The 24,444-nt window shown below is 59.5% G+C and carries 19 protein-coding genes; 9 read left to right on the top strand and 10 right to left on the bottom strand.

Annotated elements, in window-relative coordinates; all coding sequences use genetic code 11:
• Positions 1-78 precede the first annotated feature (78 nt).
• A complete protein-coding gene (locus BSF40_RS16915; RefSeq protein ID WP_095965922.1) occupies positions 79-1,314 on the top strand; it encodes an MFS transporter in 1,236 nt (411 codons plus the stop codon).
• Between the two features lie 146 nt (positions 1,315-1,460).
• Positions 1,461-1,712 carry a hypothetical protein gene (locus BSF40_RS16910; RefSeq protein ID WP_095965921.1) on the top strand — a complete coding sequence of 84 codons (252 nt, stop codon included), beginning with the start codon at positions 1,461-1,463 and terminating at the stop codon, positions 1,710-1,712.
• A gap of 187 nt (positions 1,713-1,899) precedes the next feature.
• Here BSF40_RS16910 and BSF40_RS16905 read toward each other — a convergent pair whose 3' ends face one another.
• The 10 genes from BSF40_RS16905 to BSF40_RS16860 form a co-directional block, all read right to left on the bottom strand.
• Positions 1,900-3,087 carry a hypothetical protein gene (locus tag BSF40_RS16905; protein WP_095965920.1) on the bottom strand — a complete coding sequence of 396 codons (1,188 nt, stop codon included), beginning with the start codon at positions 3,085-3,087 and terminating at the stop codon, positions 1,900-1,902.
• A 230-nt stretch (positions 3,088-3,317) separates the two neighbouring features.
• Positions 3,318-4,298, bottom strand: coding sequence for a peptide ABC transporter ATP-binding protein (locus BSF40_RS16900; protein WP_007973052.1), 981 nt, complete (start codon positions 4,296-4,298; stop codon positions 3,318-3,320).
• Positions 4,298-5,266 (bottom strand): ABC transporter ATP-binding protein, encoded by a 969-nt coding sequence (locus BSF40_RS16895; protein WP_007973051.1) that lies wholly within the window; start codon positions 5,264-5,266, stop codon positions 4,298-4,300. Before BSF40_RS16895 ends, BSF40_RS16900 begins: the two co-directional genes overlap by 1 nt.
• A 10-nt stretch (positions 5,267-5,276) precedes the next feature.
• On the bottom strand, positions 5,277-6,188 hold the full coding sequence (locus BSF40_RS16890; RefSeq protein WP_095965919.1) for an ABC transporter permease subunit: 912 nt from the start codon (positions 6,186-6,188) through the stop codon (positions 5,277-5,279).
• A 10-nt stretch (positions 6,189-6,198) separates the two neighbouring features.
• Positions 6,199-7,209, bottom strand: a complete 1,011-nt coding sequence (locus tag BSF40_RS16885) for an ABC transporter permease subunit (protein ID WP_015093471.1) — start codon at positions 7,207-7,209, stop codon at positions 6,199-6,201.
• 73 nt (positions 7,210-7,282) lie between these two features.
• Positions 7,283-8,878 carry an ABC transporter substrate-binding protein gene (locus tag BSF40_RS16880; protein ID WP_095965918.1) on the bottom strand — a complete coding sequence of 532 codons (1,596 nt, stop codon included), beginning with the start codon at positions 8,876-8,878 and terminating at the stop codon, positions 7,283-7,285.
• Positions 8,879-8,956: 78 nt separating this feature from the next.
• On the bottom strand, positions 8,957-10,390 hold the full coding sequence (locus tag BSF40_RS16875) for an OprD family porin (RefSeq protein WP_095965917.1): 1,434 nt from the start codon (positions 10,388-10,390) through the stop codon (positions 8,957-8,959).
• A gap of 173 nt (positions 10,391-10,563) precedes the next feature.
• Entirely contained in the window at positions 10,564-12,165 is a 1,602-nt protein-coding gene (locus BSF40_RS16870; protein ID WP_095965916.1) for an ABC transporter substrate-binding protein, read from the bottom strand.
• Positions 12,166-12,468: 303 nt separating this feature from the next.
• On the bottom strand, positions 12,469-14,094 hold the full coding sequence (locus tag BSF40_RS16865; protein ID WP_007973045.1) for an ABC transporter substrate-binding protein: 1,626 nt from the start codon (positions 14,092-14,094) through the stop codon (positions 12,469-12,471).
• Positions 14,095-14,540: 446 nt separating this feature from the next.
• The gene (locus tag BSF40_RS16860) at positions 14,541-15,257 is read right to left on the bottom strand and encodes an SIMPL domain-containing protein (protein ID WP_095965915.1); all 717 of its coding nucleotides are present in this window, start codon (positions 15,255-15,257) and stop codon (positions 14,541-14,543) included.
• Positions 15,258-15,487: 230 nt separating this feature from the next.
• On the opposite strand from BSF40_RS16860, the gene BSF40_RS16855 reads away from it, so the two are divergent.
• The 7 genes from BSF40_RS16855 to BSF40_RS16825 all read left to right on the top strand — a co-directional run bounded on the left by BSF40_RS16855 (position 15,488) and on the right by BSF40_RS16825 (position 24,443).
• Positions 15,488-16,750, top strand: a complete 1,263-nt coding sequence (locus tag BSF40_RS16855) for an ATP-binding protein (protein ID WP_015093476.1) — start codon at positions 15,488-15,490, stop codon at positions 16,748-16,750.
• Positions 16,743-17,303 (top strand): response regulator transcription factor, encoded by a 561-nt coding sequence (locus BSF40_RS16850; RefSeq protein ID WP_007973041.1) that lies wholly within the window; start codon positions 16,743-16,745, stop codon positions 17,301-17,303. The genes BSF40_RS16855 and BSF40_RS16850 overlap by 8 nt, the downstream gene beginning before the upstream one ends.
• A 97-nt stretch (positions 17,304-17,400) precedes the next feature.
• Positions 17,401-19,128: an ABC transporter ATP-binding protein/permease gene (locus BSF40_RS16845; RefSeq protein ID WP_095965914.1), complete on the top strand. Its 1,728-nt coding sequence runs from the start codon at positions 17,401-17,403 to the stop codon at positions 19,126-19,128.
• A gap of 194 nt (positions 19,129-19,322) precedes the next feature.
• Positions 19,323-20,072, top strand: a complete 750-nt coding sequence (locus tag BSF40_RS16840) for a FadR/GntR family transcriptional regulator (protein WP_178081985.1) — start codon at positions 19,323-19,325, stop codon at positions 20,070-20,072.
• A 416-nt stretch (positions 20,073-20,488) separates the two neighbouring features.
• Positions 20,489-21,400 (top strand): 5-dehydro-4-deoxyglucarate dehydratase, encoded by a 912-nt coding sequence (kdgD, locus tag BSF40_RS16835; RefSeq protein WP_007976489.1) that lies wholly within the window; start codon positions 20,489-20,491, stop codon positions 21,398-21,400.
• Between the two features lie 61 nt (positions 21,401-21,461).
• Positions 21,462-22,907 carry an aldehyde dehydrogenase family protein gene (locus BSF40_RS16830; protein ID WP_095965913.1) on the top strand — a complete coding sequence of 482 codons (1,446 nt, stop codon included), beginning with the start codon at positions 21,462-21,464 and terminating at the stop codon, positions 22,905-22,907.
• A gap of 168 nt (positions 22,908-23,075) precedes the next feature.
• Positions 23,076-24,443: an MFS transporter gene (locus tag BSF40_RS16825; protein WP_095965912.1), complete on the top strand. Its 1,368-nt coding sequence runs from the start codon at positions 23,076-23,078 to the stop codon at positions 24,441-24,443.
• The last annotated feature ends 1 nt before the right edge of the window (position 24,444 follow it).

Raw genomic sequence — 24,444 nt, 5'->3', positions numbered from 1 at the left:
GCCCGCGACAAGTCAGTCGTTGGCGTTTAGTGTCCAAGACACATTTCGCAATCAGCGGCCATCTTGATGATCAAGGGAATGACGCATCGGCTGACTCATCTACTGAGGCTGGACGGCTATTTCGGCGTGATGGCCTGGGTGCTCGCGGCGCTGTTGTTCATCAATCGACTGAGCAGCATGGTCAAGTTGTTCATGGCGCTGTACCTGCGTCAGGAACTGGGGCTGGCTATTGAAACCGTTGGCTGGCTGTTGTCAGCCTATGGCGCTGGATTGCTGATCGGCTCGATGCTCGGTGGTTTGCTCAGTGACCATGTGCGCACGGCACGGCTCACCGCGGCGCTGTTCTTTGTGTCGATGTGGGTGCTGATCCTGCTCGGGCTGGTTACGCAGGTGCCGCTGCTGGCCGGGCTGCTGTCGCTCAGCGGGGCCGTCGACGGGGCGATCCGTACGCTGCATCAGCGGCTGATCATGGAGTATTGCGAGGTTGTGCAGCGTTCCCGGGCACAGGCCTTGAGCCGGGTAGCCCGGAACCTCGGAATGGCCGCTGCCGGGGTGGCCGGCGGCGTTTTGGCGCAGACCGATTTTCGCTGGGTGTTCTTCGCCAGTGCAGCCATGACCCTGTTGGCCTTGCTCTGGTTTGTCCGCACGACATGGCGCCGACCGGTGCTGGTGTCTGACGAGAAACCTGATACCGGTTCAGGCTCATGCGTGCCGTATCGCGACAAACCCTTTCTCTGGTTATTGGCGACGACGGTCTTGCTGGGGATGGCATTCGACACGGTCTACAGCACGCTGGGTAACTACCTGCGTGATTACTATCGCCTGAGCACCGAAGCGATCGGCTGGCAGTTCGCATTGAATGCCGTATTGGTGGTGTCGTTACAGATTCCGTTGACCCATTGGGGTGAACGCTGGGGTACGCGTCGCCAACTGGTGGCGGGCAGTCTGTTGCTGGCCTGTGGGCTCGGTATGTTGCCGTTGGGTTCCGGGCTGTTCTATGCCTGTCTGTCGACGGTGGTCTGGACATTGGGCGAGGCGCTGTTCATGCCACCACTGAATGCACGGGTCATGCAGCATGCGCAACGTGGAAAAAGCGGACAGTACTTCGGCGTGTTTTTCATGAGCTGGAGTGCGAGTGCGCTGTTGTCGCCGATGCTTGGCGGTCAGTTGTACGGTCACTTTGGCGGGCACAGTGTGTGGCTGGTCAGTGCGGCACTGGCGCTGCTGTCCATACCCATGATTTATCAGGCTACCCGCCCTCGCGCTCCAGACAGTCTTGAAGGGCAGCCTCGGCGGACTGTTTCGCTTAGTTGATCCGGCTATTGGGTTTATTTGAAACCAGTCTTTCTACCGAGCGCATTTCTGCTCGCTCGTGAGCGTCCAATCTGGAGAACCCGGCTGATCGGAACTAGATTTCACTCAGCGCCAGACAGGCACTCCACGAAAGGAAGGAATCGGCTATGAACAGGTTGTTTCGCGTTTTACTGCTGTTGAAGGTGTTGGTGATGCTATCGCTCGGGACGTCGACGGCGTGGGCCGAGTGCATCGATCACGGGGAGCAGGCTTCGAGCGGGCAAGCGGGATACGCGGGGTTGATGCTTGCCAAATCCGAATCGGAACCGGGAGATCTGGGGCAGGGTGGTGCTGACAACGACGATGACTCGACCACCGACGAGCCGGACTCCGATGAAGAAGGCGACAGCCAGACGTAATCGCTCGATGGGGAGCATGACTGATAGGCAATCGAGGTAGAAGGGGGTTCTGGTTACAACTCCAACCCTGTGGGAGCGGGCTTGCTCGCGAAAGCGGTCTGTCAGTCGACATTGATACTGACTGGCATGACGCCTTCGCGAGCAAGCCCGCTCCCACTGTTTTTATGCCGCGCCGTCGAGAGCGGGATCAGGCCTGAAGCCCGTAGACGACCGGGCCGCGATTCCCTGCTTCGATGAAAGCCTCGCCGCCCACGATAATGCGAGCACCGCTCTGGACCTTCACATCCCACGGCAATCCTCCTGAAGGACCAAAAGAAACCCACCCGGCCCCAGTCCCGCCGAAGTGGGTGTCATAGTCTCCATTGGGCAACAACCTGCCAGCGATAATATGGAGTGCCCGGTTGTAACCAACCACGACAATCTTGCCGTCCGGCTGCTGGGCCAGGGATCGCCAGAAGGTTTCAGGACCGGTGTTGGTGAATACAGGAAGTCCGCCATTCCACTCCTTATCGGGGTGACCGTCCGCGGTAAACCTCATCGCCATGCCCAGGCTCTCCTGGAAACCGCCGGCACATACCAGCTTGCCATTTGCCTGTGCGATGAGTTGACTCATTTTGAGTGAGCCATCCGTTGATGCCAGGAAAGTAAAACCATCGACACCAAATTGGCTATCGACCTGCCCCTCCAGATCAAATCGTGCAAGAACGAGCTGACCGGACGCGGTGGTTCCGCCAACAACGATTTTTCCCTCTTGAATCACTACGCTGCAAAGCCGGATGAAGTCGCCCCCGGTTTCGATCTCGACAAAACCGTTGTTGCCGAAACCGGTATCGAGTTCGCCGTTACTGTGCAGGCGAACCAGCAGTGCCCCTTCGGAGTCACTGATGAAATAGCTGAACGCCACAAGCACTTTTCCATCCCCCTGCAGACAGCCGTCGATCAACGCCACTTGGGAATAATCATGCTGTGCTACAGGAATGACGACACTGCCGAAGTCCAGGTCAGGGCTGCCGTTGGCATGAAAACGTCTCAGTGCTGCCCGGCCAATACCGTCGGGTTCCCGGGTATCACCGATCACCAGGATCTTGCGATCCTCTTGCAGTAGCAAACGCGACGGACTTGCCTTCTTGCCGCTGACGAACTGCCACTCCCCCGTGTTCCCGTCATTGCCAAACGCCTTGTCCTTGATACCGTCAGAATCGGTGCGGTACACAGTGAAACCCTCTCCCTGCCGAGTGGCGTAGGTCAGTTCACCTTCACCCGATAACACAACGGCCCTGACCGAGCCGGCCAGAAAATTGGGCCGGATCTGGCCAACAACACCAAATGCCGGGTCTAGTTGACCAGCGTTTTCGTCTGTTGCTTGAATTTCCATGATGCTTGCACCTGTCCCTGTAGTTTGAATGTTTCCGGGTCTACGCCTTGTGTCACGTGACACATGACTCTCCGACAGGATTCAAACAAAGCAGCTGGGCGTGCGTAACTGTCAGAAATGGCCGTGCGCTTGTGCAAACAAAAGAAAACCCCTCCTCCGTCGATTGATGCGCAATCGCAAGAGAAGGGGTTTGCCTGATTCAAGCGCGCCCCAATGACCGAGGCGTTTTTTTATGCCGCGCCGTCGAGGAATTGCTCGGCGTAGTGGCAAGCCACCTGGCGGTTGTCGAGCAAGCGCAGGGCCGGCTCTTCAGTGCTGCAACGCGCGGTGGCGTAGGGGCAGCGCTTGTGGAAGGCGCAGCCCGGTGGCGGGTTCAGCGGATTGGGCAACTCGCCGACGATCTTGATTTTCGGCTTGTCCGGATCCGGGTGGATGGCTGGCGTCGCCGACAACAGTGCCTGGGTATAGGGGTGCAGGGGACGGGAGTAGATGTCCTCCTTCGTGCCCATTTCCACCGGGCGACCCAGATACATCACCATCACATGGTCGGCCACGTGGCGAACTACCGCCAGGTTGTGGGAGATGAACACGTAGGCGGTGTTGAACTCTTGCTGCAGATCCATGAACAGGTTGAGCACCTGTGCCTGAATCGACACGTCCAGCGCCGAGGTCGGTTCGTCTGCCACCAGCACTTTGGGTTGCAGCATCATCGCGCGAGCCAGGGCGATCCGCTGGCGCTGGCCGCCGGAAAACATGTGCGGATAACGCTGGTAGTGCTCGGGACGCAAGCCCACCTGCTTCATCATCGCCTGGACTTTCTCACGACGTTCCGCAGCGCTCAGGTTGGTGTTGATCAACAGTGGCTCGGCCAACTGATCACCGACTTTCTGCCGTGGGTTCAACGAGGCGTAAGGGCTCTGGAACACCATCTGCACGTCTTTGCGCAGTTGCTTGCGCTGAGCCTTGTCTGCACCGGCGACTTCCTGGCCGGCGATTTTCAGGGAACCCGAGGACGGCTCTTCGATCAGGGTCAGGGCACGGGCCAGCGTGGATTTGCCGCAACCGGATTCACCGACGACAGCGAGGGTCTTGCCGGCTTCCAGTTCGAACGACACGCCGTTGAGGGCGCGCACGGTGGCGTGACCCTTGAACAGGCCTCGGGACACCTCGTAGTGACGGGTCAGGTCGCGGGCGGTAAGAACGACGGCCATTACGCCACCTCCTGGTTCAGCGGGTAGAAGCAGCGAGCGAGGCTGTTGCTTTTCTGGTCAAGGGCCGGACGTTGTTGACGGCAGTTGTCTTTCACGTACGGGCAGCGTGGCGACAGCAGGCAACCCTGCGGGCGGTCGTAGCGACCGGGAACGATGCCCGGCAGGGTCGACAGGCGAGAGGCCCCCAGGCTGTGTTCCGGAATCGCCTTGAGCAGCGCTTCGCTGTACGGGTGTGCCGGAATGTCGAACAGTTGCGGCACCTGACCGACTTCGACCGCCTGGCCGGCGTACATCACGCACACGCGCTGGGCGGTTTCGGCCACGACGGCGAGGTCGTGGGTGATCAGCACCAGGCCCATGTTCTGCTCTTTCTGCAACGCCAGCAGCAGGTCCATGATCTGCGCCTGAATCGTCACGTCGAGTGCTGTGGTCGGTTCGTCGGCGATCAGCAGTTTCGGTTCGCCGGCAATCGCCATGGCAATCGCGACACGCTGGCTCATACCGCCGGACAGTTGATGCGGGTAGGCGTCCATACGACTGGCTGCACCCGGAATTTCAACTTTTTCCAGCAGTTCGATGGCACGCTTGCGGGCCGCCTTGCCGGACATTTTCAGGTGCAGGCGCAGCACTTCTTCGATCTGGAAGCCCACGGTGTAGCTTGGGTTCAGCGCGGTCATCGGGTCCTGGAAGACCATGGACAGGTCTTTGCCGACAATCTGTCGACGCTGGCGATTGTTCAGCTTGAGCATGTCCTTGCCGTCAAAGCTGAGCGAGTCGGCGGTAACGATGCCGGGGTGCTCGATCAGGCCCATCAGCGCCATCATGGTCACGGACTTGCCGGAACCGGACTCGCCAACGATGGCCAGCACTTCGCCCTTGTCCACTTTCAGGTCGAGGCCGTCGACCACGGGCGTGGCGTTCTTGTCGCCGAAGCGAACGTTGAGATTCTTGATTTCTAACAGTGACATGGGAATCTCCTCAGGCGGCGTTCTTGAGTTTCGGGTCCAGCGCGTCGCGCAGGCCGTCACCCATCAAGTTGATTGCCAGCACGCTGAGCAAAATGGTCAAACCAGGCAGGCTCACCACCCACCAGGCGCGTTCGATGTAGTCGCGGGCCGAAGCCAGCATGGTGCCCCACTCAGGGGTTGGCGGTTGTACGCCAAGGCCGAGGAAGCCCAGTGCGGCGGCATCGAGGATCGCCGAAGAGAAACTCAGGGTGGCCTGAACGATCAGCGGCGCCATGCAGTTGGGCAGCACGGTGACGAACATCAGGCGCGGCAGACCGGCACCGGCCAGGCGCGCAGCGGTCACGTAGTCGCGGTTCAGTTCGCCCATCACCGCGGCGCGGGTCAGACGAACGTAGGACGGCAGCGACACCACGGCGATGGCGATCACGGTGTTGATCAGGCCAGGGCCGAGGATGGCGACGATCGCCACGGCCAGCAGCAGGGACGGCAGGGCCAGCATGATATCCATCAGGCGCATGATGGTCGGGCCGAGCACGCGGGGGAAGAACCCGGCGAACAGACCCAGCAGGATCCCCGGGATCAGCGACATCACCACCGACGACAAACCGATCAGCAGCGACAGGCGCGAGCCGGTAATCAGGCGCGACAGCAGGTCGCGACCCAGTTCATCGGTACCGAGCAGGAACTGCAGTTGCCCACCTTCCAGCCAGGCTGGCGGAGTCAGCAGGAAATCGCGGTACTGCTCGCTCGGATCGTGTGGGGCGACCCACGGGGCGAAGATGGCGCAGAAAATCACCAGCAACATGAACATCAGGCCGGCGACGGCGCCTTTGTTCTTGGAGAACGCTTGCCAGAATTCTTTGTACGGAGACGGGTACAGCAGGCTTTGATCGACTGCTACCGATGGAATTGGAGTGGTCATGGTCATGATCTCAGCGCTGATGACGGATGCGTGGGTTGGCAAAGCCGTAGAGGATGTCCACTACGAAGTTGACCAGAATCACCAGGCAGGCGATTAACAGGATGCCGTTTTGCACGACGGGATAGTCCCGGGCGCCGATGGCTTCGATCAGCCATTTGCCGATGCCGGGCCACGAGAAGATGGTTTCGGTCAGGACCGCACCGGCCAGCAGGGTGCCGACTTGCAGGCCGACCACGGTCAGTACCGGAATCAGCGCGTTACGCAGACCGTGCACGAACACCACGCGCGACGGCGACAGGCCCTTGGCCTTGGCGGTGCGGATGTAGTCTTCACGCAGTACTTCGAGCATCGAGGAGCGGGTCATCCGCGCGATCACCGCCAGCGGAATGGTCCCCAGCACGATGGCCGGCAGGATCAGGTGGTGCAGGGCGTCGAAGAAGGCGTCCGGCTCGTTGGCCAGCAGCGTATCGATCAGCATGAAGCCGGTGCGTGGCTCGATGTCGTAGAGCAGGTCGATCCGTCCGGATACCGGGGTCCAGCCCAGGCTCACCGAGAAGAACATGATCAGGATCAGGCCCCACCAGAAGATCGGCATCGAGTATCCCGCCAGGGAGATACCCATCACTCCATGGTCGAACAGGGATCCTCGCTTGAGTGCCGCGATCACCCCGGCCAGAAGGCCCAAGATGCCGGCGAACAACAGGGCGGCCATGGACAGCTCCAGGGTCGCGGGGAACAGGGAAGTGAATTCGTTCCAGACGCTTTCACGGGTACGCAGGGACTCGCCGAGGTCGCCGTGGGCCAGTTTGCCGATGTAATCCAGGTACTGGGCATACAGGGGTTTGTTCAGACCTAGGCGTTCCATTGCCTGAGCGTGCATTTCCGGGTCGACTCTGCGTTCGCCCATCATGACTTCCACGGGGTCGCCAGGGATCATGCGAATCAACGCGAATGTCAGCAAGGTGATGCCGAAAAACGTGGGGATCAGTAACCCCAGTCGGCGGGCAATAAAACTAAACATCGTAAGGTGTACCTCATCAGCCGGTTAGGCGTGCCCGGCATCCCTGCGTCAGGAATGCCGGGAGTTTTCTTATCTACTTCACCTGGGTGGTGGCGAAGTTGTTCGTGGTGAGGGGGCTAATGTGATAGCCCTCTACGTTGTTGCGCATCGCGGTAAACATTCTAGTGTGCGCCATGCTGATCCATGGCTGGTCCTGGTTAAAAATAACCTGGGCCTGCTCGTAGAGTGCTGCACGTTCGGCCGGATCGGTTTTTTCCCGGGCCTGGTCGATCAGCGCCTGGAATTTGTCATTGCACCAGCGCGCGTAGTTTTCTCCGTTCTTGGCCGCTTCACAACTGAGCATAGGCGTCAGGAAGTTATCCGGGTCGCCGTTATCGCCCGCCCATCCGGCGGAAACCATGTCGTGCTCGCCGTTTTTGGCGCGTTTGAGCATCTCGCCCCATTCCATCACACGGATGTCGATCTTGATCCCGACCTTGGCCAGGTCGGCTTGCATCATCTGCGCGCCGAGCATCGGGTTCGGGTTGGTGGCACCACCGCCGTTACGGGTGAACAGGGTGAATACCGTGCCTTCTGGTACGCCGGCTTCCTTGAGCAGGGCGCGGGCCTTGTCCAGGTCACGGGGCGGGTTCTTCAGGTCGTGGTTGTAGCCCAGCAGAGTGTCCGGGAACGGGTTGACCGCCGCGGTCGCATTGCCTTTGCCGAACAGCGCGTTGACGGCTGCTTCCTTGTCGAAGGCGATGTCGATGGCTTTACGCACACGCACGTCGCTCAGGTATTTGTGAGTGGTGTTGATGGCGATGTACGCAACGGTCATCGCGTTCAGTTCGTCGACTTTGAGGTTGGTGTCTTTCCTGATGCTCTGGATGTCGTCCGGTTTCGGGTACAGCGCGACCTGGCATTCGTTGGCCTTGAGCTTCTGCAGGCGCACGTTGTTGTCGGTGGCGATGGCGAAGATCAATGAGTCAGCCGGTGCCTTGCCACGGAAGTAGTCCGGGTTGGCCTTGAAACGCACCTGGGCATCCTTGTTGTAGCGCTGGAAGACGAACGGGCCGGTGCCGACGGGCTTGTTGTTCAGATCGCCGGTCTTGCCGGCCTTGAGCAACTGGTCGGCGTATTCGGCGGAGTAGATCGAAGAAAACGCCATGGCGATGTCGGCCAGGAACGGCGCTTCGCGACGGGTCAGGGTGAACTTGACTGTGTTGTCGTCGACTTTCTCGACGCTTTTGAGCAGCTCTTTGAAGCCCATGCTTTCAAAGTACGGGAAGCCCACGCTCGACAGTTTGTGCCACGGATGATTCGGGTCCAGCTGGCGCTGGAAGCTCCAGACCACGTCGTCGGCATTCATGTCGCGGGTCGGCTTGAAGTATTCGGTGGTGTGGAACTTGACGCCTTTACGCAGGTGGAACGTGTACGTCAGACCGTCCTCGCTGATGTCCCAGGATTCGGCCAGTGCCGGAATCACATCAGTGGTGCCGGGCTTGAAGTCCGCCAGGCGATTGAAGATGGTTTCGGCCACCGCATCGGCTGTGACTGCAGTGGTGTACTGGACCATGTCGAAGCCTTCGGGGCTGTTTTCGGTGCAAACCACCAAGGGTTTGGCCGAGACGCCGACAGCGACACTGAGCAAAGCAGCCGCGATGGCCGCACGTAGGGGAAGCATTTTCATCAAGAACCCTCTGCAATCAGTTAAAGGACAAAAGCCGAACGGCCGATTCGTCATTGAATCAGCCGTCAGGCGCGCGCATTACAGGATGTTGAACGGAACCGTGGTCACGAGACGGAACTCGTTGATGCTGCCGTCAGCCTGGTTTTCGCTGGCACGGTGAGCGGTGTAGGTACCGCGGATCGTGGTGGCCTTGAGTGGGCCGCTCTGCACGGCGTAGGTCGCGCCGATGCCGTATTCATAGTGGTGTTCGCCATCCTGGGACTGGATGCCGTCGTAACCCTTGCCAGGCACGCCGCCGTTGCCGGTGTAGTGAGTGCCGTCGATACCCCAGCCACGCGCCTGGTAGATATTGAACTTCAGGCCTGGCACGCCGTATTCGGCCATGTTCAGACCGTAGGCAACCTGGAACGATTTTTCGTTCGGGCCGTTGAAGTCCGACAGCAGGGAGTTGGCCAGGTAGATACCGTTGGTTTCGTGCAGGTAGTCGAAGTACTCGTTGCCGTTCACTTCCTGGTACGAGAGGGTCAGGGTGTGCGCCTGGTGGGTCAGGCCGAACGACAGGGAATAGGTGTCGTTGTCGATAGAGCCGATCAGGGCCTTACCGGTGTCCTGGGTTTTGTAGTAGTTCAGGCCGGTGGTCAGGCTCAGTACCTGGCTGTCGCCCAGTACGTGGGAAGCGCCGAAGTAGTACTGGTTCCAGATGTCTTCCGCCTGGGTCGCCCAGAGGCTGGTGGTCAGGCTGGCAAATGGGGTGTAGGTCAGGCCGCCGGTGTAGACGTGATCGGTCTCGACGATGCCGTTGGCGTATTCGGTGCGGAATTTACGCTGGCTTTCTTCGGTACGCGGTGAGTTGCGATCGAAGGTGGCCAGGTCGAAGGCCAGGTTGTTCAGCTCTTCGCTGTGGATGGCCACACCTTCGAAACTCGAAGGCAGTGCGCGGTTACCGATCACGTCGACCATCGGGCTGCTGAAGTTCATGCGGCCGGCGGTCAGGGTGGTGTTGGAGACACGGGCCTTGACGTTGGCCAGGCCCAGTTTGCTCCACTGGCCTTGAGCGTCGCCGCCTTCTTTGGTCAGGGTCCGGTTGTTGCCTGCGCTTGGACGAGTGCCCGGTGCGCCACCGTTGCCGGATGCCAGGTCTTTACGATCCTGGTCCAGTGCGATGGCGTTGTAAGCCGCCACTTCGGTGCTGAAACCGACTGTCCCTTCGGTGAAACCCGAGTTGTATTTGACGATGGTGCCCTGGACCCAGTTGATACGACGATCGGTATCGGTCAGCGTGCCGTGATCGTTGTATTTGAATTTTGCACCACGTTTCAGTTGTTCATTGGCGTACCAGTTGCGCGTGGTGCCGGTGATCGACTGGCCTTCGACAAAACCGGTGGCTTCGCTTTGGGCGTTCTTCTCGTTCACGGTAACCGGGGTGAAAGCCTGGCTTTGGGTTTCTGCGTAAGCCGTGGCGGTTACGCTGCTGATGGCCAGGGCCAATAACGCGGTACTGCTCAGTTTCATGGGTAAAGCTCCTTACTTTCTTTTTTTATGCCGGTCTTTTTTTGTGATCCGGCTATTGGTTTAGAACTCATTCACGGCATCGCAAACGTTTGCTGTCGGCCAAATTGGCAAAAGACGGCAAAGCGTCTGCGTGAGGGCGGAAAATCCGCCCCCCTGCATTTCTGGCTAATCGGTTATTTTTCTATGCTGACACCCGAGAACACATTGCGGCCGAACGGGCTCACCTTGAACCCTTCGATTTTGGCGCTCAGCGGCTGGTTGACCGTTGAGTGGGCGACTGGCGTGATCGGCACCTGCTGCTTGAGGTACTGCTGTGCCTGTTTGTAGAGCAGGGTGCGCTGGTCTCGGTCGGTGACGACCTTGGCCTGCTTGATCAGCTTGTCGTAGGCAGGATCACACCACATCGAGTAGTTGTTGCCGCCAATGGCGTCGCAGCTGTAGAGCGTGCCCAGCCAGTTGTCCGGATCCCCATTGTCACCGGTCCAGCCGATCAGGCTGATGTCGTGCTCGCCATTTTTGGTGCGCTTGATGTACTCGCCCCACTCATAGCTGACGATCTTGACCTTGAGGCCGATCTTCGCCCAGTCAGCCTGGAGCATTTCGGCCATCAACTTGGCGTTGGGGTTGTAAGGACGCTGGACCGGCATGGCCCAGAGGGTGATTTCAGTGCCTTCCTTGACGCCGGCAGCCTTGAGCAATTCCCTGGCTTTCTCCGGGTTGTAGGCGGCGTCCTTGATCGTGTCGTCGTAGGTCCATTGGGTCGGCGGCATGGCGTTGACCGCCAGTTGTCCCGCGCCCTGGTAAACGGCATTGAGAATGCCCTGCTTGTTTACCGCCATGTCCAGCGCCTGACGCACTTCAAGTTGGTCGAACGGTTTGTGGCGCACGTTGTAGGCGATGTAGCCGAGGTTGAAGCCAGGCTTTTCGATCAATTGCAGGGCCGTGTCGTTCTTCAGTGCGGGCACATCGGCAGGGCGCGGATGCAGGGTGATCTGGCACTCGCCGGCCTTGAGTTTCTGCACGCGCACCGAGGCGTCGGTGTTGATGGCGAAAATCAGGTTGTCGAGCTTGACCCGGTCAGGAGCCCAGTAATGCTTGTTGCCGGTGTAGCGGATGTTCGAGTCTTTCTGATAGCTCTTGAACACGAATGGCCCGGTGCCGACCGGCTTCTGGTTGATGTCGCTCGGCTTGCCTTCGGCCAACAGCTTGTCGGCGTATTCGGCCGACAGGATGGCGGCGAAGCTCATGGCGATGTTCTGGATGAACGCGGCGTCCACGCTGTTGAGCGTAAAGACCACGGTCAGTGGCCCGGTCTTTTCGACCCTGGCGATGTTCTTGTTCAGGCTCATGCCGTTGAAGTACGGAAACTCTGTCGGATAAGCCTTACGGAATGGTTGTTGCGGATCGAGCATGCGATTGAAGGTGAACAGCACGTCGTCTGCGTTGAAGTCGCGGGTCGGCGTGAAGTATTTGGTAGTATGAAACCTCACCCCTTCGCGTAGGTGAAAGGTATATTTGAGGCCGTCCTCGGAGATGTCCCAGCTCGTGGCCAGGCCTGGTACGACGTTGGTCGCACCTTTTTCAAACTCTGCCAGCCGGTTGTACAGCGGTTCGGCGGCGTCGTTGTCGGTCGCGGTGGTGTACTGCGCCGTGTCGAAACCGGCGGGGCTGCCTTCGGAGCAGAATACCAGGCTGTTGTTGGCGGCCTGGCTGATGGAAGTGGCGGCCAACAGGCCGGTGCCCAGCAATGCGGATAAAACCAATGTATGGCGCATAACGCTCCCTTTTCTCTCAAAGTGTTGTCAATGAGCCGTCGTCCCGTCCGTAGACGTAGAGGCATCATTGAGTTCAAGCCATGCACGCAGCATTAACCGATGACCCACGCATGCACTGGTCGGATCCCGACGGTATGAGCCGCGGGTCCGGCAGTAAATGCGTAGAGTCCTAAAGACTCGTAGGAAATGGCGACGCGTCCTCACCCGATGCTGTAATCAGCTGCGGATTTGGATGTAGGCAAATTCCTGCTTGCTCGGTAGATAAAGCAACGGCGACGTCAGAAACGTCGCCGTTGCAAAACCTTATTTGCTGACGCTGACGCCGTAGAAGGAGTTCAAGCCAAATGGGCTGATCTTGAAGTCCTGCACGTTGGCGCGCATAGGTTGGAACACCGTCGAGTGAGCGATAGGTGTCATTGGGACTGCATCTTTGAGGACGTGTTGCGCCTGCTTGTACAGTTCGGTGCGTTTGGCCTGGTCGGACGTGCGCTTGGCCTGCTTGACGATGTCGTCGAACTTCTTGTCGCACCACTTGGAGAAGTTGTTGCCTTCCAGCGAGTCGCAGCCGAACAGCACGTTCAGCCAGTTGTCCGGATCACCATTGTCACCGCTCCAGCCAATCAGCATCGCCTGGTTCTCGCCACCTTTGGAACGCTTGATGTACTCGCCCCACTCGTAGCTCTGGATCTTGACCTTGAGGCCGATCTTGGACCAGTCGGACTGCAGCATTTCTGCCATAAGCTTGGCGTTCGGGTTGTATGGACGCTGTACCGGCATCGCCCAGAGCACGATTTCGGTGCCATCTTTCACGCCCGCTTCCTTGAGCAGCTCTTTGGCTTTCTCAGGGTTGTACGGCGCATCCTTGATGGTGGTGTCGTAAGACCACTGAGTCGGTGGCATGGCGTTGACGGCCAGTTGGCCGGCGCCCTGGTACACGGAGTCGATGATCTGTTGCTTGTTGACCGCCATGTCCAGTGCCTGGCGAACTTTCAGCTCGGCCAGCGGGTTGGCATCGGTTTGACCCTTGACCTTGGGCATCACGTTGTAGGCGATGTAGCCCAGGTTGAAACCGGCCTGGTCAGGCAGTTTCAGGTCCTTGTCTTCTTTCAGCGCCTTCAGGTCGGCCGGACGAGGGAACAGGGTGACCTGGCACTCGTTCTTCTTCAGCTTCTGGATACGTACCGACGGGTCGGTGGTGATGGCGAAGATCAGGTTGTCGATCTTCACGTCGTCAGGCTTCCAGTAGTCCTTGTTCCCGGTGTAGCGGATGTTGGAGTCTTTCTGGTAGCTCTTGAACACGAACGGGCCAGTGCCGACCGGCTTCTGGTTGATGTCGGCGGCCTTGCCTTCCTTGAGCAGTTGGGCGGCGTACTCGGCGGACTGAATCGAGGCGAAACTCATGGCCATGTTCTGGATGAACGCGGCATCAACGTCCTTGAGGGTGAACTTGACAGTTTTGTCGTCGACTTTATCGATCTTGGTGATGTTGGTGTCCATCCCCATGTCGGTGAAGTACGGGAATTCGGTCGGGTACGCTTTGCGGAACGGGTCATCCTTGTTAATCATGCGATTAAAGGTGAACAGCACGTCGTCGGCGTTGAACTCACGAGTCGGCTTGAAGTACGGGGTCGTGTGGAACTTCACACCTTCACGCAGATGGAAGGTGTAGGTCAGGCCGTCATCGGAGACGTCCCAGCTGGTCGCCAGACCTGGAATGACAGCGGTGCCGCCGCGCTCGAACTGGGTGAGGCGGTTGAACATGGTTTCTGCAGAGGCGTCGAAGTCGGTTCCGGTGGTGTATTGACCTGGATCGAAACCGGCCGGGCTCCCTTCGGAGCAGAACACCAGGTTAGTCGCAGCTTGAGCGAACGGTGCACTAGCCAACAGGCTGGCGCCGACTAAAAACGGAATGACCGCTTGTTTAAGCATGGTGGCCTCATGATTTGTTGTCATTTTTGGAATTAGAGGACGACCTCGTGAGTCGTGCCTGCGGATACTTATGCAGGGGCCATACCCAATGCAAGATCCAGAGTGACTACAAGCCTTAAACGGTGGCACGAACGTACCTTAATGTCGCATTTGTGTAATTCCTGACGCATTTGACCGTTTGCGCGGCGTTTTTACGGTGCAAGTGACGCACTTTTACAGTGCGCGCCTGACTCGGGTTGCTCCCGCGTGGGGCGGGGTGTTACTTATTCATACCCCGGATTGCGGGGTGGGCATGGCGTGAATAAGAGTGGTTATTGTTGCACCGATAGTGGCCAATCGACGGCATTTCTCGGGTGGACCTATCCAGTTATAGCTCATGCCTGAAAACTGCCAAAAAAAACGGCGATCGTTTTAATGATCGCCGTTTTTGTCTACGGGCTATCGATTCAAGGCATCAGCACTTCAATCGAGCCATCGGCGGTCATGCTGACCTGGCTGGTGCCGGCTTCGACATCCGGTGTCACGGGGGCGGCGTCCATGGCGGCCGCTTTCATCATCATCGGCGCGCGCAGGTAAGGCTGTGGATAACCGTTGCTGTTGAGGTTCAGGTTGACGATTTTGTAGCCCTTGCCGCCTAGGGCATCGGTGGCCAGTTGGGCGCGGGCCTTGAAGGCAGCCACGGCGTCCTTGAGCAGGGCATCTTCGCTGGCCTTGCGGGTCGGGGTAGCGATGGCGAAGTCCATGCCGCCCATTTTCAGGTCGGTGAGCAGCTCGCCAGTCAGCTTCGAGAGCGCGGCGAAGTCCGGGCTTTCCAGGCGCAATTCGGCGCGCTCACGCCAGCCGGTGATTTTCTGGCCCTTGGTGTCGTAGATCGGGTAGCTGTTGCGACTGCCCTGGCGCAGGGTGATGTCCTTGACCTGCTTGGCCTGGGCCAGCGCCTTGTTCATGGTGGTGCTGACGTCGGCGGCGAGTTTGGCCGGGTCGCTGTTCTGTTCTTCGGTGTAGAGCGTCACGATCATCAGGTCGCGAGCCACTTCCTGACTGACTTCGGCGCGCAGGGAAATCTGGTTGTAATGCAGTTCGTCGGCGGCCAGGACCGGGAGGCTGGCGACGGTGCCGAGACTCAGGGCGAGGAGGGCGGCGCTGCGGCGGAATGTGTGCATGAAGGCTCCTTGAAAGGTGCGCAGGGGTATGGTCCGGACCTGCGTGAAACCATCAGACTCTATGGAGCAGCGGCAAGTTTCAAGCTACAAGCTACAAGCTTTTATCTTGTGGCTTGCAGCTTGAAACTTGTAGCTGCTTCTCTGTGTCCTTTTGCCGCACTTTTGCCTGTCAGCCCCCGCGCTTGGTTATACTCCCTGCGATCCGCCTGGAGCGCTCATCAGGAGAGCTCATGCTCGCCCCCGTTCAAATCACTTCCGCCACTCGCCAGAACCTCTGGCGGCTGACATTCATCCGCACATTGGTGCTGGCCGCCCAAGCCGGTTCCGTGGGCCTGGCCTACTGGCTCGAATTGTTGCCTCTGCCCTGGTTTCAACTGGCGGCGACCCTCGCTTGCTCGATGCTGTTGTGCGTGTTCACAGCGATTCGCCTGCGTACCTCGTGGCCGGTGACCGAGCTCGAATACGCCGTGCAACTGGCTTGCGACCTGTTTATCCACAGCGCATTGCTGTACTTCTCCGGTGGCTCGACCAACCCCTTCGTCTCCTATTACCTGGTGCCGCTGACCATTGCCGCCGTGACGTTGCCATGGCGTTATTCGGTGATCCTCTCGGGTATCGCGCTGACAATGTACACACTGCTGCTGGCGCAGTTCTATCCGCTGCAAACCTTCCCCATCGCCCGGGAAAACCTGCAGGTGTACGGGATGTGGTTGAGTTTTGCCCTTGCGGCTGCGGTCATCACGTTTTTCGCCGCGCGCATGGCCGAAGAACTGCGTCGTCAGGAAGAGCTGCGCGCCATTCGTCGCGAAGAAGGCCTGCGCGATCAGCAACTGTTGGCCGTCGCCACCCAGGCCGCTGGCGCCGCCCATGAACTGGGCACGCCGCTTGCGACCATGAGTGTGCTACTCAAGGAAATGCGTCAGGACCACCCTGACCCGATGTTGCAGGATGACCTGAGCGTGCTGCAGGATCAGGTCAAGTTGTGTAAAGAGACCTTGCAACATCTGGTGCGCGCCGCAGAGGCCAATCGCCGGTTGGCGGTGGAGATGCAGGACGTCACCGACTGGCTTGATGAAGCCCTCAATCGCTGGCACCTGATGCGTCCGGAAGCCAGTTATCGCTTCCAGCGCCTCGGTCAGGGCGCAGTACCTCGTATGGCGCCGCCGCCGGATTTGACCCAGGCGTTGCTGAATCTGCTGAACAACGCCGCCGATGCCTGCCCCGAAGGGCTGCAGGTGACGCTGGACTGGGATTGGGAAAACCTCACCATCAGCATCCGTGACCATGGCGCCGGTGTGCCGCTGGCCATCGCCGAGCAAATCGGCAAACCGTTTTTTACCACCAAGGGCAAAGGTTTCGGCCTGGGCCTGTTTTTGAGCAAGGCCAGCGTGACACGCGCCGGCGGCTCAGTGAAACTCTACAGTCATGAGGAAGGCGGCACACTCACCGAGCTGCGCCTTCCCCGTGTCGCCCGAGGAGACGAACATGAGTGAAGAGATCCAAGTCGAAGGCGAAGAACTGCCGCATTTGTTGCTGGTCGATGACGACGCCACATTCACCCGCGTCATGGCCCGCGCCATGGCCCGTCGCGGTTTTCGCGTCAGCACCGCCGGTTCCGCCGAAGAAGGCCTGGAACTGGCCAAGGCCGATCTGCCGGATTACGCCGCCCTGGACCTGAAAATGGACGGCGATTCGGGCCTGGTGCTGTTGCCCAAGTTGCTGGAAATGGACCCGGAAATGCGCGTGGTGATCCTCACCGGTTATTCGAGCATTGCCACCGCCGTCGAGGCGATCAAGCGCGGTGCCTGCAACTACCTGTGCAAACCGGCGGATGCCGACGACGTGCTGGCGGCGCTGCTGTCCGAACACGCCGACCTCGACAGCCTGGTGCCGGAAAACCCGATGTCCGTGGACCGCCTGCAGTGGGAGCACATCCAGCGCGTGCTGACCGAGCACGAAGGCAATATCTCCGCCACTGCCCGCGCCCTGGGCATGCACCGCCGCACCCTGCAGCGCAAACTGCAGAAGCGCCCCGTTCGCCGCTGAACCTGCGCTGAACGAATGCGGGCCGTATCTCGCGACAAACCGGACCGATCATCTATGATCGGTCCGTGCGTGTTCTTTTCTTTATCGAGCCTTATCCATGAATCAGAACGCTGAGTATTCCGCGGTCAACGACGCCGTGCGCGGGCAGTTTTTTCGCAAAGTGTGGGCGATGATCACGCCTTACTGGCGCAGTGAAGAGAAGGTCAAGGCCTGGACACTGCTGATCGCGGTGATTGCGCTGTCGCTGATCAGCGTGGGGATCTCGGTGTGGTTCAACACCTGGTACAAGGACTTCTACAACGCCCTGCAAAAGAAGGACGAGGCAGCGTTCTGGCAACTGATCCTGTATTTCTGTGCGATTGCGGCGGTGGCGATCATCGGCGCGGTGTATCGGCTCTACCTGACGCAGATGCTGACGATCCGCTGGCGGGCGTGGCTCACCGAAAAGCATTTCAGCCGTTGGCTGGCGGACAAAAACTACTACCAGCTGGAGCAGGGCGGTTACACCGATAACCCGGACCAGCGGATTTCCGAAGACCTCAACAACTTCACCTCCAACACCCTTGAACTGGGTATCGGGCTGCTGCGCAATATCGTCAGCCTGGTGTCGTTCTCGATCATCCTGTGGGGCGTGTCGGGCAGTATCGAAGTGTTCGGCATCACCATTCCCGGCTACATGTTCTGGTGCGTGCTGGTCTACGCCGTGGTGGGCAGTTGGCTGACGCATTTGATCGGTCGTCGCCTGATCGGTCTGAACAACCAACAACAACGCTTCGAAGCCGACCTGCGTTTCTCCATGGTGCGGATTCGCGAGAATGCCGAAAGCATCGCGTTGTACAACGGCGAGCCGAACGAAAATCGTCGGTTGAGCAGTCGCTTCGGGATGGTCTGGCATAACTTCTGGGACATCATGAAGGTGTCCAAGCGCCTGACGTTTTTCACCGCCGGTTACAGCCAGGCAGCCATCATCTTCCCGTTCATCGTTGCCTCGCCGCGTTACCTCTCCGGCAAGATCGAACTGGGCGAACTGATGCAGATCAGCTCGGCGTTCGGCAATGTGCAGGAAAGCTTCAGCTGGTTCATCAGTGCCTACCAGAGCCTCGCTTCCTGGCGCGCCACCTGCGATCGTCTGCTGAGCTTCCACCAGGCCATGCGTGACAACGAAGAGCGTGCGCCAGCGATCGACGTGCAGAATTCGGGCTCCGTCCTGAAGGTGCACAACCTCGGCCTCGACCTGGCGGACGGTCGTCACCTGCTGACCAACACCGACATGACCGTGGAGGAGGGCGAGCGTGTGATGCTCAGCGGTCGTTCCGGCAGTGGCAAGTCGACCCTGCTGCGGGCAATGGGACATCTGTGGCCGGCCGGCCACGGCAGTATTCGCCTGCCATCGGCGCGTTACCTGTTCCTGCCGCAAAAACCGTATCTGCCGATTGGCACCCTGCGTGATGTCCTCAGTTATCCACAGCCCGGCGATACCTATCCGAACGAGCGCTACGTGCAGGTGCTGGAAACCTGTCGCTTGCCGCACCTGATTGCCCGTCTCGACGAAGCCAACCACTGGCAGCGCATGTTGTCTCCGGGTGAGCAACAGCGCCTGGCCTTTGCCCGTGCGCTGCTTTATGCACCGCAATGGCTGTACATGGACGAAGCGACCTCGGCGATGGACGAAGAAGACGAGGCCACGCTGTACCAGGCGCTGATCGATGAATTGCCGGGGCTGAGCATTGTCAGCGTCGGCCATCGCAGCAGCCTCAAGCGCTTCCATCCGCGGCACGTTCGTATCGAGAATGGCCATCTGGTGGACCAGGCCGTGACCGCGTAAATACCCCCGATTCCTTGTAGGAGCGAGCTTGCTCGCGATGGACTTGAAAGCGCCGCGTTTATTCAGAAAGCACGCGTTATCGTTAGCCTCCATCGCGAGCAAGCTCGCTCCTACATGGGGCGGTGGTGATCGTACAACCGCGTTGCGCTATGATGCGCTTTCAGCCGCCGAACTTTTCGAGACCGATGTTCACCATGGAAAACCCGATCAACACACCACGCCTCCCACGCAAGCGCCGCAGCCTCGCTCAGGAACTGGTGACGGTGCTGTCCGAGCAGATCCGCGACGGTCATCTCAAGCGTGGCGACAAGTTGCCCACCGAGTCGGCCATCATGGATGCCCATGGTGTCAGCCGCACGGTGGTGCGCGAAGCGATATCCCGTCTGCAGGCGGCCGGCCAGGTGGAAACCCGCCATGGCATCGGCACCTTCGTGCTCGACACGCCGAGCCCGAGTGGCTTTCGTATCGACCCGGCGACCGTGGTGACCTTGCGTGATGTGCTGGCGATTCTGGAACTGCGCATCAGCCTGGAAGTGGAGTCCGCCGGCCTGGCGGCGCAACGCCGCAGTCCGGAACAACTGGCCAACATGCGCGCCGCCCTCGATGCGTTGAATGAAAGCGCCGCCCACGCCAGTGACGCCGTGGCTTCGGACTTCGCCTTCCACCTCGAAATAGCGCTGTCCACAGGCAACCGTTATTTCACCGACATCATGACCCACCTGGGCACCAGCATTATCCCGCGCACACGGTTGAATTCCGCGCGCCTGGCCCATGACGACCAGCAGCACTACATGGGGCGTCTGAGCCGTGAGCACGAGGAAATCTACGACGCCATTGCCCGTCAGGATTCCGATGCGGCCCGGGCCGCCATGCGTCTGCACCTGACCAACAGTCGTGAACGGTTGCGCCATGCCCATGAAGAGGCTGAGGCGCAGCGGGGCTGAGTGTGCTGATCCAATCCTGTGTTGGACTGACAGATTGCCTTCGCGAGCAAGTCCGCTCCCACACTTGATCTGTGTCGTTCACAAATTGTGAGTTCGCAGAAATTCAAATGTGGGAGCGGGCTTGCTCGCGAAGAGGCCGTAAGCCATCCCACAAAATCTACAGTCAGCCTCCATCCCTCGCCAGAATCTTCCGACAACGTATCTCCTGAACACCTGTTTTTCGAGATGTGATCATCCCTGTTCTCTTCCGCGTAAGCTCTCTAAAACAAGGGTTTTGCGTATTCGTGTCGAACAATTTTTACCCCCTGCGATGAAATGCAGTTGACGGTTGTATTTTAAGTTGTACGATGACCTACAACTTCAGCGCAGGCTGAACGGTTTTCTCACACAACGTCGCTATCCAGGGTGTTCGAATAATGAATCCACAAGAACTGAAGTCCATCCTCTCTTCCGGTCTGCTGTCTTTCCCGGTCACCGATTTCAATGCTCAGGGCGACTTCAATCGCGCGGGTTATATCAAGCGTCTCGAATGGCTGGCCCCATACGGCGCCTCGGCGCTGTTCGCCGCGGGCGGCACCGGTGAGTTCTTCTCTCTGGCGGCCAGCGAATATTCGGAAATCATCAAGACGGCGGTCGACACTTGCGCCACCAGCGTGCCAATCCTGGCCGGCGTGGGCGGTTCGACCCGTCAGGCCATTGAATACGCACAGGAAGCCGAGCGCCTGGGCGCCAAGGGCCTGTTGCTGCTGCCGCACTACCTGACAGAAGCCAGCCAGGACGGCGTTGCCGCCCACGTTGAAGCCGTGTGCAAATCGGTCAACATCGGCGTGGTGGTCTACAACCGTAACGTCTGCCGCCTGACCGCGCCGCTGCTGGAACGCCTGGCCGAGCGCTGCCCGAACCTGATCGGCTACAAGGATGGCCTGGGTGACATCGAGTTGATGGTGTCGATCCGTCGCCGCCTCGGTGATCGCTTCAGCTACCTGGGTGGCTTGCCGACCGCCGAAGTCTACGCCGCGGCCTACAAGGCACTGGGCGTGCCGGTCTACTCCTCGGCGGTGTTCAACTTCATCCCGAAAACCGCGATGGACTTCTACCACGCGATCGCTCGCGAAGATCACGCCACCGTCGGCAAGATCATCGACGACTTCTTCCTGCCGTACCTGGACATCCGTAACCGCAAGGCCGGTTATGCCGTGAGCATCGTCAAGGCCGGGGCAAAAATTGCCGGCTACGACGCGGGTCCTGTTCGTGCACCGCTGACCGATCTGACCGGCGAAGAGTATGAAATGCTCGCCGCGCTGATCGACAAGCAGGGTGCGCAGTAACACATCCGATTAAGTAAGGCCGCTGAGCAATCAGCGGCTTTTTGCGTGAGGAGATCTTAAAGTGGCAGATGCAAAGCGTTTCGATAACTACATCAACGGCGAGTGGGTTTCCGGCGGCGATTACTCGACCAACATCAACCCGTCCGAACTGACCGATGCCATCGGCGATTACGCCAAGGCTGACCTGGCCCAGGTCAACGCAGCCATCGATGCCGCCCGTGCCGCGTTCCCGGCATGGTCCACTTCCGGCATCCAGGCGCGCCACGATTCCCTGGATAAAGTCGGCACTGAAATCCTCGCCCGTCGCGAAGAACTCGGCACCCTGCTGGCCCGGGAAGAGGGCAAGACCCTGCCCGAAGCCATCGGCGAAGTGACCCGCGCCGGCAACATCTTCAAGTTCTTCGCCGGTGAATGCCTGCGTCTGTCCGGCGACTACCTGCCGTCGGTACGTCCGGGCGTCAACGTTGAAGTCACTCGCGAAGCCTTGGGCGTGGTCGGTCTGATCACCCCGTGGAACTTCCCGATCGCGATCCCTTCGTGGAAAATCGCCCCGGCCCTGGCCTACGGCAACTGCGTCGTGCTCAAACCCGCGGATTTGGTACCGGGTTGCGCCTGGGCCCTGGCGGAAATCATTTCCCGCGCAGGTTTCCCGGCCGGCGTGTTCAACCTGGTGATGGGCAGCGGTCGCGTAGTCGGCGAAGCGCTGGTCAACAGCCCGAAAGTCGATGGCATCAGCTTCACCGGTTCGGTCGGTGTCGGTCGTCAGATCGCTGTGAACTGCGTGTCGCGTCAGGCCAAGGTGCAGCTGGAAATGGGCGGCAAGAACCCGCAGATCATTCTCGACGATGCCGACCTCAAGCAAGCGGTCGAGCTGTCGGTACAGAGCGCGTTCTACTCCACCGGCCAGCGTTGCACGGCTTCGAGTCGCTTTATCGTCACTGCCGGCATCCACGACAAGTTCGTCGAAGCCATGGCCGAGCGCATGAAGTCGATCAAGGTCGGCCACGCGTTGAAGGCTGGCACCGATATCGGTCCGGTGGTCTCGCAAGTGCAACTTGAACAGGACATGAAGTACATCGACATCGGCCAGTCCGAAGGTGCACGACTGGTCAGCGGCGGTGGTCTGGTGACCTGCGACACCGAGGGCTACTTCCTCGCGCCGACCCTGTTTGCCGACAGCGAAGCGTCGATGCGCATCAGCCGCGAAGAGATCTTCGGCCCGGTGGCCAACATCGTCCGCGTCGCCGATTACGAAGCCGCGCTGGCCATGGCCAACGACACCGAGTTCGGGCTGTCGGCGGGTATTGCCACCACCTCGCTGAAGTACGCCAGCCACTTCAAGCGCCACTCCCAGGCCGGGATGGTGATGGTCAACCTGCCGACCGCCGGTGTGGATTACCACGTTCCGTTCGGTGGGCGTAAAGGTTCATCCTATGGATCACGTGAGCAAGGTCGCTATGCGCAAGAGTTCTACACGGTCGTGAAGACCTCTTACATCGGTTCGTAACGCAACATCCCTGTTGTAGGAGCGAGCTTGCTCGCGATGGTCGTGAGGTCGCGGCGGTAAACCTGATGCCCCGCGTCATCGTTGACCACCATCGCGAGCAGAGCTCGCTCCTACAGGGGAAACAAAGATTCACCCGCGCATAAAAATAATCAGTGGGAGTACATCTACATGCAATCGACCAAGCCGACTCACGTCCGCTATCTGATCCTGCTCATGCTGTTTCTGGTGACCACGATCAACTACGCCGACCGGGCTACCATCGCCATCGCCGGCTCCAGCCTGCAGAAAGACCTGGGCATCGACGCCGTTACCCTTGGCTACATCTTCTCCGCATTCGGTTGGGCCTACGTGGCCGGGCAAATCCCCGGTGGCTGGTTGCTGGACCGTTTCGGTTCGAAAAAAATCTATGCACTGAGCATCTTCACCTGGTCGCTGTTCACCGTGTTGCAGGGTTATGTCGGCGAGTTCGGCATGTCCACCGCAGTGGTCGCGCTGTTCATGCTGCGCTTTTTGGTCGGCCTGGCCGAAGCGCCATCCTTCCCCGGCAACGCGCGCATCGTCGCCGCCTGGTTTCCGACTGCTGAACGCGGCACTGCCTCGGCGATCTTCAACTCGGCTCAGTACTTTGCCACCGTGTTGTTCGCACCGCTGATGGGCTGGATCGTCTACAGCTTCGGCTGGCAGCACGTGTTCATCGTCATGGGCGTGATCGGCATCATCTTCTCCGGGATCTGGCTGAAAGTGATCTACAGCCCGCGCCAGCATCCGATGATCAACGATGCCGAGTTCAAGCACATTGCCGACAACGGCGGCATGGTCGACATGGACCAGGACAAGGGCAAAGGCAAGAAGAGCGACGGTCCGAAGTGGGACTACATCCGCCAACTGCTGACCAACCGCATGATGCTCGGCGTGTACCTGGGCCAGTACTGCATCAATGGCATCACTTACTTCTTCCTGACCTGGTTCCCGGTGTACCTGGTGCAGGAGCGTGGCATGACCATCCTCAAGGCCGGTTTCATCGCGTCCTTGCCGGCGATCTGCGGCTTCATCGGTGGTGTGCTCGGCGGGGTGATTTCCGATTACCTGTTGCGCAAAGGCCATTCCCTGACTTTCGCCCGCAAGGCGCCGATCATTGCGGGCCTGCTGGTCTCCAGCAGCATCGTGGCCTGCAACTACGTGGACGTAGAATGGATGGTCGTCGGCTTCATGGCTCTGGCGTTTTTCGGCAAAGGTGTTGGTGCACTGGGCTGGGCCGTGGTGTCCGATACTTCGCCCAAGCAGATCGCCGGTCTGAGCGGTGGCCTGTTCAATACCTTCGGCAACCTGGCTTCGATCACCACCCCGATCGTCATCGGCTACATCATCAGCTCCACCGGTTCGTTCAAGTGGGCGCTGGTGTTCGTCGGTTGCAACGCGCTGGTCGCGGTGTTCAGCTACCTGGTGATCGTGGGTCCGATCAAGCGTGTGGTGCTCAAAGAGCCTCCCGCGAATGGTACTGAAGCCCCTGGCAAATTATCTCAAGCGCATTCCTGAG

The organism is Pseudomonas sp. ACN5 (genome assembly GCF_002303975.1).
Taxonomy (GTDB): domain Bacteria; phylum Pseudomonadota; class Gammaproteobacteria; order Pseudomonadales; family Pseudomonadaceae; genus Aquipseudomonas; species Aquipseudomonas laurylsulfatiphila.
This window is presented reverse-complemented; position numbering and strand designations above follow the sequence as displayed.

Excerpts from the sequence above, each read along its gene's own strand:
- kdgD (WP_007976489.1), top strand. The coding sequence starts at position 20,489 with ATGAATCCACAAGAACTGAAGTCCATCCTCTCTTCCGGTCTGCTGTCT.
- BSF40_RS16855 (WP_015093476.1), top strand. The coding sequence starts at position 15,488 with ATGCTCGCCCCCGTTCAAATCACTTCCGCCACTCGCCAGAACCTCTGG.
- BSF40_RS16915 (WP_095965922.1), top strand. The coding sequence starts at position 79 with ATGACGCATCGGCTGACTCATCTACTGAGGCTGGACGGCTATTTCGGC.
- BSF40_RS16870 (WP_095965916.1), bottom strand. The coding sequence starts at position 12,165 with ATGCGCCATACATTGGTTTTATCCGCATTGCTGGGCACCGGCCTGTTG.
- BSF40_RS16885 (WP_015093471.1), bottom strand. The coding sequence starts at position 7,209 with ATGTTTAGTTTTATTGCCCGCCGACTGGGGTTACTGATCCCCACGTTT.
- BSF40_RS16910 (WP_095965921.1), top strand. The coding sequence starts at position 1,461 with ATGAACAGGTTGTTTCGCGTTTTACTGCTGTTGAAGGTGTTGGTGATG.
- BSF40_RS16850 (WP_007973041.1), top strand. The coding sequence starts at position 16,743 with ATGAGTGAAGAGATCCAAGTCGAAGGCGAAGAACTGCCGCATTTGTTG.
- BSF40_RS16865 (WP_007973045.1), bottom strand. The coding sequence starts at position 14,094 with ATGCTTAAACAAGCGGTCATTCCGTTTTTAGTCGGCGCCAGCCTGTTG.
- BSF40_RS16860 (WP_095965915.1), bottom strand. The coding sequence starts at position 15,257 with ATGCACACATTCCGCCGCAGCGCCGCCCTCCTCGCCCTGAGTCTCGGC.
- BSF40_RS16875 (WP_095965917.1), bottom strand. The coding sequence starts at position 10,390 with ATGAAACTGAGCAGTACCGCGTTATTGGCCCTGGCCATCAGCAGCGTA.
- BSF40_RS16880 (WP_095965918.1), bottom strand. The coding sequence starts at position 8,878 with ATGAAAATGCTTCCCCTACGTGCGGCCATCGCGGCTGCTTTGCTCAGT.
- BSF40_RS16840 (WP_178081985.1), top strand. The coding sequence starts at position 19,323 with ATGGAAAACCCGATCAACACACCACGCCTCCCACGCAAGCGCCGCAGC.
- BSF40_RS16890 (WP_095965919.1), bottom strand. The coding sequence starts at position 6,188 with ATGACCACTCCAATTCCATCGGTAGCAGTCGATCAAAGCCTGCTGTAC.
- BSF40_RS16905 (WP_095965920.1), bottom strand. The coding sequence starts at position 3,087 with ATGGAAATTCAAGCAACAGACGAAAACGCTGGTCAACTAGACCCGGCA.
- BSF40_RS16825 (WP_095965912.1), top strand. The coding sequence starts at position 23,076 with ATGCAATCGACCAAGCCGACTCACGTCCGCTATCTGATCCTGCTCATG.
- BSF40_RS16900 (WP_007973052.1), bottom strand. The coding sequence starts at position 4,298 with ATGGCCGTCGTTCTTACCGCCCGCGACCTGACCCGTCACTACGAGGTG.
- BSF40_RS16845 (WP_095965914.1), top strand. The coding sequence starts at position 17,401 with ATGAATCAGAACGCTGAGTATTCCGCGGTCAACGACGCCGTGCGCGGG.
- BSF40_RS16895 (WP_007973051.1), bottom strand. The coding sequence starts at position 5,266 with ATGTCACTGTTAGAAATCAAGAATCTCAACGTTCGCTTCGGCGACAAG.